The organism is Rathayibacter sp. PhB127 (assembly GCF_003751665.1).
Lineage (GTDB): Bacteria > Actinomycetota > Actinomycetes > Actinomycetales > Microbacteriaceae > Rathayibacter > Rathayibacter festucae.
Map to the genome: position 1 here is coordinate 109,358 of NZ_RKHW01000005.1, position 13,098 is coordinate 122,455.

Below are 13,098 nucleotides of genomic sequence, written 5' to 3' on the forward strand. Positions count from 1 at the left end.
TTGACAGGAGGAGCTAGCGCGGGGGGAGTTCCGGCGCAAGTAGTGATTTCCCAGCGTCGGGAGCGGCATGCTCGTGGGGGCCGTCTCCGAGGCGCGCCCTCCTCCGCTCCGACCAGACCAGGTGATCCCGTGGCCACGCAGACCGTTCTCGACGCCGTGCGCGCAGCGCCCACCCTCCTCGAGGCGATCCGGGCGGCCGACGCCCTGACGATCGCCGCCGTGAGCGACGGGGGCGGACGCGCGGTGCGCCTGCTGACCCGCGCGGCCCTCGATCCCGCCGACCAGCTCACCGCGATCGCCGCGGTGCACTCGCTCGCCCAGGTCTTCGACGAGGAGGCCGACCTCGCGCTGCTCCGGCTGCTCGCCGACGAGCGCGCCTTCATCCGCGAGCACGCCGCCTGGGCGTTCGGCGGCCGCCTGCCCCGGCCGGCCGCGGTCGGCCCGCTGCTGCGCATGGTCCGCGACGGCGGCTTCGCCGGCATGCTCGCTCAGCGCACCCTGCTGCTCTGGGCGTCCTCCACCCCCGACCTCGTCGCGCTCGCGCTCGAGGGCGCGCTGATCGGCGAGCGCGACCGCGACGTCCGCGCGCGCTACGTCGAGACGATCGGCCTGGTCCCCGGCGCGATCGCCGAGCGGACCCTCCTGCACACCGCCGCCGACGAGAGCGAGGTGTTCGAGGCGCGCGCCGCGGCCGCCGACGCGCTCGGCGAGCGGCCCTCCGACGACGCCGCGCTGATGCTCGCCCGCCTCGGCGAGATGCCCGAGCCGCTCGGCCCCGTCGCGCGCGTCGCCCTCGCCGACCGCGCCATCGCTCCTGTCGCCGACGCCGGCCCCACCGTCGCGCAGCTCTTCGTGCACGCCGACATCGACGGCACGCTCACCCGCGTCGGCGCGGGCGACAACGGCGGCATCGCCACCCTCCTCGTCCGCCTCGGCGACGCGCTGACGGAGGAGGACGGCATCGAGCGCGTCCTCACCCTCTCCCGCGGCACCCCGGCCGAGGCCGAGCGCGCGCTCGCCGAGCTGCCCGCCGCGGGCCACGGCTTCGCTCCCGTGCCGTTCGTGGGTGCCGCCGTGCCGATGCCGCTCGCCTGGCCGCGGCGCATCGCCGCCGAGCGCGGGATCCGCCGGTACCTCCGCGCGGCCGGCCGCGTCGACGTCGTGCACCTGCGGATGGCCGACGTCGGCTCGCTCGCCGCGGCCGCCGTCGCGCGCGAGCTGGAGATCCCCGTCGTCTTCACCGTCGCACCTGACCCGCACGCCCTGATCGCCGGGCTCGACGAGGCGGGCACCCTCTCGCGCGCCGACTTCGGCGACCGCGACGCCGTCGAGCACTTCTGGTTCCGGGTGCGCCTGGTGCAGCGGCTCGCCGCCGACGCCGCGCACACCGTGCTCTTCCCGCGCGCCGAGCTCGCCGAGACGATGCGCGACATGCTCGGCATCGACATCACCGCGCACCCCGAGCGGCACACGATCGTCCCCGAGGGGATCGACGTGCGCCTGGTCGAGCGCGGCGAGGAGGCGGCGCGCGATGCCGCCGCCGGCGAGCCGGTCGCCCTCGACGCCGGCGACGACCTCTCCTCCCTCGACGCGCTCCTCGCCGAGCTGCCGGCCGAGCGCCGCGGGCTGCCGCTGCTGCTCAGTGTCGGGCGGCTGCACCGGGTGAAGGGGATGGCGACGCTGGCGGAGGCCTGGGCCGGCTCGCCGCTGCGCGACCGCGCGAACCTCCTCCTCGTCGGCGGCGACCTCGACGCGCCGACCCCCGACGAGACGGAGCAGCTCGACCGGATCCGCGCCGTCTCCGCGGACGGTCTGCTGCTCGCCGGGCACCGCCCGAACGGCACCGTCGCGCGCTGGCTGGGCGCCGTGCGTCACGGCCGCCCCGGGCTCGCCGCGGCCGGCGGCGCCTACGTCTGCGCGAGCGTCAAGGAGGAGTTCGGCATCGCGCTGCTCGAAGCGCTCGCCGCGGGGCTGCCGGTGGTCGCTCCGGCTACAGGCGGCCCGGCGACCTACGTGGAGGAGGGCGTGACCGGCTTCCTCGTCGACACCTCCGATCAGGAGGCGCTCGCCGTCGCCGCCTGCTTCGCGCTCGATCTCGCCGCCGGTCCGCTCGCCGAGTACTCCGCCGAGCGCGGCCGCGCCATGGTGCGCGAGCGCTACACGATCGAGGCGATGGCGCATGAGCTCTCCGCCGTCTACGCGCGGGCGACCGCGGAGCAGGAGCGCCCGCTCGGCTCGGACCTCGTGCTGGGCGCCTCGTGACCCTGCTGATCGTCAGCCCCGACTACGCCTCGCACCTGCTGCCGCTGGCGACCCTCGGCACCGCCTGGCGGGCGGCCGGCGAGCGCGTCGTCGTCGCGACCGGCGACGCGACCCGCTCGATCGTCGACGGCTTCGGCTTCGAGCACGTCCCGCTCCGGCTCGGCCGCGGCTCCAACCCGGGTACCATCCGGGCGGAGGAGCAGGCGCCCGACGAGGGCGACTCGCTCCGCGGCTTCTTCGACGCGACCCGCCGCGGCATGGTGCCGACGCTGGAGTACCAGGCCGGCGAGCGGCTGACCGACCTGCTCTGGGACCCGGCGGGCGTCGCCGCGCGGCTGCGCGAGATCCTGGACGAGGTCCGGCCCGACGCGATCGTCGTCGACCACCTCGCCTTCACCGCGCGGGTCGCGCTGCGGGCGCTCGGCGTGCCCTACGGCGACGTGGTGCTCGGGCACCCGAGCGCGCTGACGGTGCCCGGCGAGGTCTACGGCTTCCCGCCGGTCTGGCCCGACGCCTTCGAGCCGCCGGCCGAGGATCTGGCGCGGCTGCGCGCGCTCTGCGAGCGGGTCCGCGACTCCTTCACGGCGGAGTGGAACGCCGCGCTGACCGCGCTCGACCCGGCCGCGCCGCTCAGCCTCGACGCCTTCGCGGAGAGCGGCGACGTGCTGCTGCTGAACTACCCCGGAGAGCTGCACGACGCGGCGCGGACGGCGCAGCTCCCACCGCACGCCTTCCTCGGCTCGGCCGTCCGCGGCGAGCCGCGCGACGCCGAGGTGGAGGAGTGGCTCGCCGCCTCGGACGACCCGGTCGTCTACGTGAGCTTCGGCAGCTTCCTCTCGGTGCGCGACGACGTGCTCGCGCGGGTGGTCGCGGCGCTGGCCGGCGTCTCGGTCGACGGGCGGCCGGTGCGCGTCGCGCTGGCCTCGGGAGCGACCGATCCGTCGGCCCTGGGCGACGTGCCCGCCGGCTGGCTGGTCCGCGGCTTCCTGCCGCAGGTGACGCTGCTCGGCCGGGCCGCGCTGGCGGTCACGCACGGCGGCAACAACAGCGTGACGGAGTCGATGACGGCCGGGGTGCCGCTGGTCGTGCTGCCGTTCTCGACGGACCAGTTCGCGGGGGCCGCGGCGCTGGAGGACTCGGAGGTCGCGGAGGTGCTCGATCCGAACGCGGCCGGGGTGCCCGAGCTGGCGGCAGCGGCGCAGCGGATGCTCGCGCTCGACGGCGCGGCGCGGGCGCGGCTGGACGAGCTGTCCGCGGCGCTCACCGGGACGACCGGGCCCGAGCGGGCCTACGCGGCCCTGGCGCACGCCGCGTCGTGAGCACCGATCAGCCCGGCGCCGACGGGCGCTCCGCTGACGGGCGCTCCGCCGACGGGCCCCTCGCCGACGGACCCACCGAAGACGGGCGCTGGCTCGTCGTCGACGGCCGCCGCTGGCGCCGGACCGACCCGAGCCTCCCCGAGGACGTCGTCGCGGCGCTGAAGTCGCACCTCGGCCGCGGCCGCTCCGGCGTGCGCACGGCGAAGAAGGCCGGCGACGACGCCGCGGTCGCCGCCGCCCGCACGCGGACCGGCCTGGCCAAGCACGGCCTCGGCGAGCGCGGCCCGAAGTGGTGGGACGAGCCCGAGTCCGCCCGCCTCGACCGCGCCCTGGCGGCCCTCCGCGACCTCGACGCCCTGTAGCCCCTCCGCACTTCCCGCGAGATGCCACTTGTGAGCGCTTCCGTCGGCGTGTCGCGCTCATAAGTGGCATCTCGCGGAGGGGAGCAGAGGGGGTCAGAGCAGGGACTCCGCGAGGGAGAGGGCGCCGCGGACGCCGGCCTCGTCGCCGAGGGCCGGGGGGACCAGGCGGAGGTGGGCGGCGCCGGTGCCGTTCGCGCCGGGAGCGCCCATCAGGCGCTCCACCTCGGCCTCGGTGGCGGCGAGCAGGCCGGGCGTCTTGGCGACGCCGCCGCCGACGATGGCGAGGCGGACGCCCGCGACGTAGGCGAGCGTCGTCACGAGCTGGGCGAGGTAGTAGGAGCTGAAGCGCAGGTTCGCCGCCGCGTCCTCCGCACCGAGGCTCGAGCCGTCCACACCCCAGCGCGCCGAGATCGCCGGGCCGGCGACGAGCCCCTCGAGGCAGTCGCCGTGGAACGGGCAGGTGCCCTCGAAGCGGTCCTCCGGGTGCCGGCGGGGCAGCACGTGCGCCACCTCGGGCCAGCCGCTGCCGGCGAGGAGACGGCCGCCCGCGACGAGGCCGCCGCCGACCCCGGTGCCGACGGTCAGGTAGACGAAATCGGGCTCGCCCTGCCCGGCGCCCCAGCGCGCCTCGCCGAGGGCCGAGCCGTTGACGTCGGTCACCAGCGCGGTCCGCGCGCCGGGCGCCGCCGCCTCGAGCGGAGACAGCACGTCGGTGCCCTCCCAGCCGAGCTTGGGCGTGGAGGTGAGCCGGCCGTAGCCGGGCGAGGCGGGGTCGATGTCGAGCGGGCCGAACGAGGCGACGCCGATCGCGGCGACCGTTCCCTCGACGCCGTGGTCGCGGGTGAACGCGGCCAGGTCGCCGAGGGTCTCCGCGGGGCCGCGGGTGGGCAGGGTCCTCTTGGCGAGGATCCGCTCGGGGTCCTCCTGCGCGGCGATCGCGGCGACGACCTTGGTGCCGCCGGTCTCGATGCCGAGGAGGAGGGCGCGAGGCGCGGTGTCCGAGGTCACCGGGTCGGCAGGACGTGCACGGGCGGACGGCGGCGTCGAGGAGTCACGGTGAGGCTTTCCGTTGAGCGCGGCGGGCCGCGGCGGACACGATGCTCGAATGCTAACGGCCGCGCACGGAGGGCGCTCAGCGCGGACCTCGGGCTCCGGGCCGATCGAGCAGGGCGCGCGGCGGAGCGGTGGCGGCGGAGGTCCTGGTGATGATGGGTCTCGATACGCCCTTCGGGCTACTCGACCAGCATGGGGTGGCGGGCGTCTCTTCCACGGAGATCCGACGTCCCCGGGAGTGGTCGCGGGACTCCTGCCCTCCCCGTGCGTCACGGCCGGCGCCACGAACGGACGGTCCATCCCTTCGGAGGCGTCCTCGCCGCAGTGCCGCGATCCTGCGCGCGAGACCGCGATAGTGAGCGATTCCGTGCGTCTCCTGGCGAAAATCGCAGGATCCGCGCGTGCGAGACTGGCTGCGAGCGTGCTCCACCCGCCTCGCGGGGACGGAGCCACTGGACCCGGTCCGCTCATCCGCATCCTTTCGCAGGAGGACTCGAATGACCGATACCGCCGTGCTCGCCACCGCCCCGACCCGCATCCCCGTTTCGAAGACGGTCTTGATGTGCCGCCCCGAGCACTTCACCGTCGTCTACCGCATCAACCCGTGGATGGACCCGCAGGTCCCGACCGACACCGCGCTCGCCGTGCGCCAGTGGCAGACGCTGTACGACACCTACGTCGAGCTCGGCTTCGACGTGCAGCTGATCGAGCCCGAGGCCGGCCTGCCCGACATGGTCTACGCCGCGAACGGCGGCTTCGTGATCGACGGCATCGCCTACGGCGCCTCCTTCACCTACCCCGAGCGCCAGCCCGAGGGCCCCGCCTACATGGACTGGTTCCGCGGCGCCGGCTTCGACGTGCGCGTGCCCGAGGAGGTCAACGAGGGCGAGGGCGACTTCCTCCTCGTCGGCGAGCGGATCCTGGCCGGCACCGGCTTCCGCTCCGCCTCCGACTCGCACGCCGAGGTCGCCCGGATCTTCGGCCGCGAGGTCGTCACCCTCGAGCTGGTGAACCCGTCGTTCTACCACCTCGACACCGCGATCGCCGTGCTCGACGACGCGAACATCGCCTACCTGCCGAGCGCGTTCAGCGAGGAGGGCAACCGCGTCCTCCGCGAGCTCTACCCCGACGCGATCCTCGTCTCGGAGGAGGACGCGTCCGTGCTCGGGCTCAACTCCTTCTCCGACGGCCTCAACGTCGTCATCGCCTCGCGGGCGGCCGGCTTCGAGCGCCAGCTGCGCGAGCGCGGCTACCACCCGATCGGCGTCGATCTGTCCGAGCTGCTGCTCGGCGGCGGCGGCGTGAAGTGCTGCACCCTCGAGCTGCGGCGCTGACCCCTCCCCTTCTCCCTACACCCACTCCGCAGAAGTCGTCGTATTCGGCACTCGAGTACGACAACTTCTGAGCAGTCGATCGTCCTCAGGAGGCACGACATGAGCATCACCGAGACCGACCGTTCCGCCGAGCTGATCGCCGCGGAGGAGGCGCACGCCGCGCACAACTACCACCCGCTGCCCGTCGTCGCCGCGACCGGCGAGGGCGCCTGGATCACCGACGTCGAGGGCCGCCGCTACCTCGACTGCCTCGCCGCGTACTCCGCCGTCAACTTCGGCCACTCGCACCCGGTGCTGCTGGACGCGGCGCGCGCACAGCTCTCCCGGGTCACCCTCACCAGCCGCGCCTTCCACAACGACCAGCTCGGTCCGTTCGTGACGGCGCTCGCCGCGCTCGCCGGCAAGGACATGGTCCTCCCGATGAACACGGGCGCGGAGGCCGTCGAGTCCGGCATCAAGGTCGCCCGCGCCTGGGGCTACCGGGTGAAGGGCGTCGCGCCGGGCCGCGCGAACATCATCGTCGCGGCCGGCAACTTCCACGGCCGCACCACGACGATCATCTCCTTCAGCGACGACGCGGAGGCGCGCGACGGCTTCGCGCCGTTCACGCCCGGCTTCCGCACGGTGCCGTTCGGCGACGCGGCGGCCCTCGAGGCCGCGATCGACGGGGACACCGTCGCCGTGCTGATCGAGCCGATCCAGGGCGAGGCGGGCATCGTCGTCCCGCCGGCCGACTACCTCCCCGCCGTCCGCGAGATCACCGCGCGCCACAACGTGCTCTTCATCGCCGACGAGATCCAGTCCGGCCTCGGCCGCACCGGCGCGACCTTCGCCTGCGACCTCGTCGACGTCGTCCCGGACGTCTACCTGCTGGGCAAGGCGCTCGGCGGCGGCATCGTCCCGGTGTCGGCGGTCGTCGCGAACGCCGACGTGCTCGGCGTGCTCCAGCCCGGCCAGCACGGCTCGACCTTCGGCGGCAACCCGCTCGCCGCCGCCGTCGGCCTCGCGGTCGTCGAGCTGCTCGCCACCGGGGAGTACCAGGCGCTGGCCCGCGAGCGCGGCGCCCAGCTGCACGCCCGCCTCACCGCGCTGATCGGCCGCGGTGTCGTCGCCGTCCGCGGCGCCGGACTCTGGGCCGGCATCGACATCGACCCCGCCCTCGCCTCCGGCCGCGCCGTCTGCGAGGCCCTGATGGCCCGCGGCGTCCTGGCCAAGGACACCCACGGCTCGACCATCCGCCTCGCCCCGCCCCTCGTCGTCACCGCCGCCGAGATCGACTCCGCCGTCGACGAGCTGGAGGCCGTGCTCGACGCCCTGCGCTGACGCCCCCCCTCCCGCGAGATGCCACTTGTGCACGCCTTCCACGGCGTGTCGCGTGCACAAGTGGCATCTCGCGTCGTCGGCGGGGTACGCCGTTCGTCCAGCAGCAGGGGTCGAGCTAGGACGGAATGTCTCAACTCGATATCGGTCGTGGGGCTGATCGGAGCCGTTCTGCCATGCTCAGCCGATGACCACCCCTCTGCCCCCCGAAGGCGGCTCGCAGCCGTCGTTCCCTCCCCCTCCCGCTCCCTACGGATCGGCGACTGCTCAGGCGCCGCAGCCCGCGCGATCGCCGCGCCCCGCCGGCCTCGCGATCGCTGCGCTCGTCGTCGGCATCGTGGCCTTCCTCGTCGGACTCGTCCCCGTCTTCGGCGCCCTCGTGGGCATCGCCGCCGTCGTCCTCGGCGTGCTGGCCCTGCGGCGGCACCTGTCGAAGGGCTTCGCCATCACCGGCATCGGCCTCGGCGGTATCGCGGTGCTCTCCTCGATCGCGATGACGATCGGATTCGGAGCAGCGATGAACTCCGTGTCCGACGATGCAGCCCCGGCGATCACCGTCGAGACGTCCGCACCCGCACCCGCGGCCGAGACCCCGACCGCCGAGCCTGCGCCGGCGCAGACGGAGGCCGCGCCGGTCGAGACGGCCGCTCCGGTCGAGACGCCGGCTCCGGTCCAGGAGGCCGAGCCCGTCGAGGAGGTCGCGCCCGAGGCACCCGCGGTCCCCGTCGAGTACACCTCGGCCCTGATCAAGGCCGCCAGCTACTCCGAGATGCTGCACATGAGCAAGGCCGGTCTCTTCGGTCAGCTCACGTCGGAGTACGGCGAGCAGTTCTCGCCGGAGGCCGCCCAGTACGCCGTCGACAACGTCGCTGCGGACTGGAACGCCAATGCCCTCGCGAAAGCGAAGGACTACCAGAGCCAGATGGCGATGTCTCCCGAGGCCATCCGCGATCAGCTCACCAGCGAGTACGGCGAGCAGTTCACCGCGGAGGAGGCGGACTTCGCGATCCTGCACCTGAACGACTGACGAGTCCCCTCCCGCGAGATGCCACTTGTGCACGCCTTCCACGGCGTGTCGCGTGCACAAGTGGCATCTCGCGGAGGGTGCTGAGCCCCCTCGACCGGCGACGGCGAGGGGGCTCCGTCGTGCCCGGGGTCAGCGCGGATCCGGCGCAGTGCGGGCAACTTCCGGCGGATGGTGTCATGCTGGACGCGGCCGCCGCGGTCTCTGCAGCGATCCGCACACTCCGGATCCACCTCCTCACCGCGACCCGCGCCCCCACCCGCACCGCTCCCGGTGCCGCACGATGCGGCGCGGAGCACGACCCGGGTGGCCGCGGACGAGGCCGTGCAGAGCACCGGAACCACCCGGCGCCTGCGACCACACAGACCACCTGCGCCGAGGCGCTCCGCACGAAGCGGGGGCCGCGCGCACCAGCACGACGCCACGTCCCCCACCGGAAAGCACCCATGCGAAACGCCAGAACCGCCAAGCCCGCGCGCCACCACCTCGAGCTCCCCGCCCCCAAGCCGCTGGAGAAGGGCGGCATGCGCATCACCCCGCTCGGCGGCCTGGGCGAGATCGGTCGCAACATGACCGTCTTCGAGCACAAGGGCAAGCTGCTCATCGTCGACTGCGGCGTGCTCTTCCCCGAGGAGAACCAGCCCGGCATCGACGTGATCCTCCCCGACTTCGCCGCGATCCGCTCGCGCCTGAAGGACATCGAGGCGATCGTGCTCACCCACGGCCACGAGGACCACATCGGCGGCGTGCCGTACCTCCTCAAGGAGCGAGGCGACATCCCGATCATCGCGTCGACCTTCACCCTCGCGCTGATCACCGCGAAGCTCACCGAGCACCGCATCACCCCGCGCACCCGCCCGGTGAAGGAGGGCGACCGGATCGACGCCGGCGTCTTCGACCTCGAGTTCCTCGCGGTCAACCACTCCATCCCCGACGGCCTCGCGGTCGCCATCCGCACCGAGGCCGGCCTCGTGCTGCACACGGGCGACTTCAAGATGGACCAGTTCCCGCTCGACGGCCGCACCACCGACCTCCCCGGCTTCGCGCGCCTCGGCGACGAGGGCGTCGACCTCTTCCTGGTCGACTCCACCAACGCCGACGTCCCCGGCTTCGCGATCTCCGAGGGCGACCTCGCCCCCGCGATCGACCAGGTCTTCCGCACCGCCCCGCGCCGCATCGTCGTCTCGAGCTTCGCCAGCCACGTGCACCGCATCCAGCAGGTGCTCGACGCCGCGCAGAAGCACGGCCGCAAGGTCGCCTTCGTCGGCCGCTCGATGGTCCGCAACATGGGCATCGCCGCCGAGCTCGGCTACCTCAAGATCCCGGCCGGCCTCGTCGTCGACATGAAGGTGCTCGAGAAGCTGCCCGCGACCCAGATCGTGATGATCTGCACCGGTTCGCAGGGCGAGCCGATGGCGGCGCTCTCGCGGATGGCCAACAAGGACCACATCATCGACATCGGCCCCGGCGACACCGTGCTGCTCGCCAGCTCGCTGATCCCCGGCAACGAGAACGCCATCTACCGGATCATCAACGCCTTCACCCGCTGGGGCGCGACCGTCGTGCACAAGGGCAACGCCAAGGTGCACGTCTCGGGCCACGCCAGCGCGGGCGAGCTCGCCTACTGCTACAACATCCTCCGCCCGACCGCGGTCCTGCCCGTGCACGGCGAGTGGCGCCACCTCACGGCGAACGCCGCGATCGCGACGCGCACCGGCATCGACGAGAAGAACGTGTTCGTCGTCGAGGACGGCGTCTCGATCGACCTCGTCAAGGGGCGCTCGCGGATGAGCGGCCGGATCCCGGCCGACCTCGTCTTCGTCGACGGCACCACGATCGGCGTCGCGACCGAGGACGCGATGATCGACCGCCGCGTCCTCGCCGAGGAGGGCACCATCACGGTGCTCGCCATCGTCGACCTGGACCGCGGCACGCTCGGCGAGCCGGTCGAGTTCTTCACCCGCGGCTTCGTCGAGGAGCCGAGCTGGAAGGAGAACGCCAGCAAGGCGATCGACGACGCGGTGCTGCAGGCCGCCGGCCAGCCCACCGACCGCGACGCGATCGAGAAGCTGATCACGCGCACCCTCGGCCGCTGGCTGACCCGCCGTCACCGCCGCAACCCGGTCATCACGACGATCGTCGTCGAGGAGTAAGCCTCCGCCCCCGTGCACAACTCAGGCTGGATGGCCGCGATCGCCTCGTTTTCGGGCTGATCCGGCCATCCAGCCTTATTTGTGTACCCCTAGAGGCGGTGGCCGGCTTCCGTCGGGCCGCCCGCCCGCGAACTGCCCGTTAGGGAACCGTATGGATCCGGGCGTTCTCGGCTCCGGAGCCGCCTCCGCCGAGTAGACACGTCCAGTGACCTCCTCTCTCGTCCGCGGCGACGCCGACGCCCTCGAACCCTCGCCCCTCTCCTCTGCGCCCTCTTCAGGGCGCCGCGGCGGAGTGAAGGCGTGGCTGCTCGAGGGGCTGCGGAGCGACTCCGGCGCGCACCCCGGGCCGCACTCCACCACCGAGAAGACGCACTCCTGGTGGCGCGTGATGTGCCTGACCGGCGTCGACTACTTCTCCACCCTCGGCTACCAGCCCGCGATCGCGGCGCTCGCGGCCGGCCTGGTCTCGCCGCTGGCGACCATCGTCCTGGTGCTGCTGACCCTGTTCGGCGCGCTGCCGGTCTACCGCCGCGTCGCGCGCGAGAGCTTCCGCGGTGAGGGCTCGATCGCGATGCTGGAGCGGCTGCTGCCCTGGTGGGGCGGCAAGCTCTTCGTGCTGGTGCTGCTCGGCTTCGCGGCGACCGACTTCATGATCACCATCACCCTGTCGGCGGCCGACGCCACCGCGCACGCGGTCGAGAACCCGTTCGCGCCGGCCTGGTTCCACGGCGCGGAGGTGCCGCTGACGCTGGGGCTGGTCGCGCTGCTCGGGATCGTCTTCCTCCGCGGCTTCAAGGAGGCGATCTCGATCGCGGTCGTGCTGGTCGCGGTGTTCCTCGCGCTGAACGCGGTCGTCATCGTCGTCGCGATCGCGCACGTCGCCGAGAACCCGGTGGTGATCGGGAACTGGTGGTCGGCCCTGACGACGCAGCACGGCAATCCGCTGATCATGGTCGGCATCGCGCTGATCGTGTTCCCGAAGCTGGCGCTGGGGCTCTCCGGCTTCGAGACCGGTGTGGCGGTGATGCCGCAGATCCGCGGCGACGCGAGCGACACCGACGCGGCCCCGCTCGGGCGGATCCGCGGGGCGAAGCGGCTGCTGATCACCGCCGCCGTGACGATGTCGGCGTTCCTGATCACCTCGAGCTTCGTGACGACGCTGCTGATCCCGCAGGCCGAGTTCCAGCCGGGCGGGCAGGCCAACGGCCGCGCCCTCGCCTATCTCGCGCACGAGTACCTCGGCGACGCCTTCGGCACCGCGTACGACGTCAGCACGATCTGCATCCTCTGGTTCGCCGGCGCCTCGGCGATGGCCGGGCTGCTCAACATCGTGCCGCGCTACCTGCCGCGCTACGGGATGGCGCCGCAGTGGGCCGCGGCGGTGCGCCCGCTGGTGCTGGTCTTCACGGCCGTCGCGTTCCTGATCACGATCCTCTTCCAGGCCGACGTCGACGCCCAGGGCGGCGCCTACGCGACCGGGGTGCTGGTGCTGATCACCTCGGCCTCCGTCGCCGTCTTCCTCTCGGCCAAGCGGAAGAAGCAGCGCAAGCGGGCCGTCGGGTTCGCGGTGATCGCACTCGTCTTCGTCTACACGACGGTCGTGAACGTGGTCGAGCGGCCGGACGGCGTGCGGATCGCGAGCCTGTTCATCCTCGGGATCCTCGTGGTGTCGCTGATCTCGCGGGTGCAGCGCTCGTTCCAGCTGCGGGCGACCTCGGTGACCTTCGACGCGCAGGCGCTCGACTTCCTCAGCACCGACGCCGACGACTACGGCGTGATCCGCGTCCTCGCGAACGAGCCCGACGACGGCTCCGAGCGCGAGTACCGCGACAAGCTGGCCGAGGAGCAGCGCGACAGCAACCTGCCGATGCGCGGCCCGGTCCTCTTCCTCGAGGTGCACACCACCGACTCGTCCGACTTCGAGGAGGACCTCGTGGTGCAGGGGCGCGTCTGCCACGGCTTCCGCGTGCTCACGGTGACGAGCGGCAACATCCCGAACACGATCGCCACCGTGCTGCTCGAGATCCGCGCCCTGACCGGCGTCGTCCCGGACGTCTACTTCGAGTGGACCGAGGGCGGCCCGCTCTCCAACATGTTCCGCTTCCTGATCACCGGCACCGGCGAGGTCGCCCCCGTCACCCGCGAGGTCCTGCGCCGCGCCGAGCCCCGCCGCGAGCGCCGCCCGGGCGTCCACGTCGGCTGACCCGCGCCCCTGCCCCCTCCCCGCCGCGAGATGCCACTTGTGCACGCCTTTCACGGCGTGTCGCGTGT

Annotated in this window: 9 protein-coding genes; 8 read left to right on the top strand and 1 reads right to left on the bottom strand. The window is 73.3% G+C overall.

Features of this window, described 5'->3' with window-relative positions; all coding sequences use genetic code 11:
• Positions 1-129: 129 nt before the first annotated feature.
• The 3 genes from EDF22_RS18725 to EDF22_RS18735 are packed head-to-tail and all read left to right on the top strand — an operon-like array spanning position 130 to position 3,943.
• Positions 130-2,262 (top strand): glycosyltransferase, encoded by a 2,133-nt coding sequence (locus EDF22_RS18725; RefSeq protein WP_123706340.1) that lies wholly within the window; start codon positions 130-132, stop codon positions 2,260-2,262.
• Positions 2,259-3,581: a glycosyltransferase gene (locus EDF22_RS18730; RefSeq protein WP_123706341.1), complete on the top strand. Its 1,323-nt coding sequence runs from the start codon at positions 2,259-2,261 to the stop codon at positions 3,579-3,581. The genes EDF22_RS18725 and EDF22_RS18730 overlap by 4 nt, the downstream gene beginning before the upstream one ends.
• Entirely contained in the window at positions 3,578-3,943 is a 366-nt protein-coding gene (locus EDF22_RS18735; protein WP_260303560.1) for a biopolymer transporter Tol, read from the top strand. Before EDF22_RS18730 ends, EDF22_RS18735 begins: the two co-directional genes overlap by 4 nt.
• A gap of 93 nt (positions 3,944-4,036) precedes the next feature.
• On the opposite strand, the gene EDF22_RS21005 is transcribed toward EDF22_RS18735, so the two are convergent.
• Complete coding sequence (locus tag EDF22_RS21005) at positions 4,037-4,951, bottom strand: ROK family protein (protein WP_185039132.1); 915 nt, start codon at positions 4,949-4,951, stop codon at positions 4,037-4,039.
• Positions 4,952-5,493: 542 nt separating this feature from the next.
• Here EDF22_RS21005 and ddaH point away from each other — a divergent pair.
• The 5 genes from ddaH (at position 5,494) to EDF22_RS18765 (ending at position 13,030) form a co-directional block, all read left to right on the top strand.
• Positions 5,494-6,330: a dimethylargininase gene (gene ddaH / locus EDF22_RS18745; RefSeq protein ID WP_123706343.1), complete on the top strand. Its 837-nt coding sequence runs from the start codon at positions 5,494-5,496 to the stop codon at positions 6,328-6,330.
• A gap of 99 nt (positions 6,331-6,429) precedes the next feature.
• The gene (gene rocD, locus EDF22_RS18750) at positions 6,430-7,653 is read left to right on the top strand and encodes an ornithine--oxo-acid transaminase (RefSeq protein ID WP_123706344.1); all 1,224 of its coding nucleotides are present in this window, start codon (positions 6,430-6,432) and stop codon (positions 7,651-7,653) included.
• Positions 7,654-7,837: 184 nt separating this feature from the next.
• Positions 7,838-8,677: an Ltp family lipoprotein gene (locus tag EDF22_RS21395; protein WP_260303561.1), complete on the top strand. Its 840-nt coding sequence runs from the start codon at positions 7,838-7,840 to the stop codon at positions 8,675-8,677.
• Between the two features lie 521 nt (positions 8,678-9,198).
• Positions 9,199-10,827 (top strand): ribonuclease J, encoded by a 1,629-nt coding sequence (locus EDF22_RS18760; RefSeq protein ID WP_207901707.1) that lies wholly within the window; start codon positions 9,199-9,201, stop codon positions 10,825-10,827.
• A 388-nt stretch (positions 10,828-11,215) separates the two neighbouring features.
• A complete protein-coding gene (locus tag EDF22_RS18765; protein ID WP_260303576.1) occupies positions 11,216-13,030 on the top strand; it encodes an amino acid transporter in 1,815 nt (604 codons plus the stop codon).
• The last annotated feature ends 68 nt before the right edge of the window (positions 13,031-13,098 follow it).

Excerpts from the sequence above, each read along its gene's own strand:
- ddaH (WP_123706343.1), top strand. The coding sequence starts at position 5,494 with ATGACCGATACCGCCGTGCTCGCCACCGCCCCGACCCGCATCCCCGTT.
- rocD (WP_123706344.1), top strand. The coding sequence starts at position 6,430 with ATGAGCATCACCGAGACCGACCGTTCCGCCGAGCTGATCGCCGCGGAG.
- EDF22_RS21395 (WP_260303561.1), top strand. The coding sequence starts at position 7,838 with ATGACCACCCCTCTGCCCCCCGAAGGCGGCTCGCAGCCGTCGTTCCCT.
- EDF22_RS18760 (WP_207901707.1), top strand. The coding sequence starts at position 9,199 with ATGCGCATCACCCCGCTCGGCGGCCTGGGCGAGATCGGTCGCAACATG.
- EDF22_RS18765 (WP_260303576.1), top strand. The coding sequence starts at position 11,216 with ATGTGCCTGACCGGCGTCGACTACTTCTCCACCCTCGGCTACCAGCCC.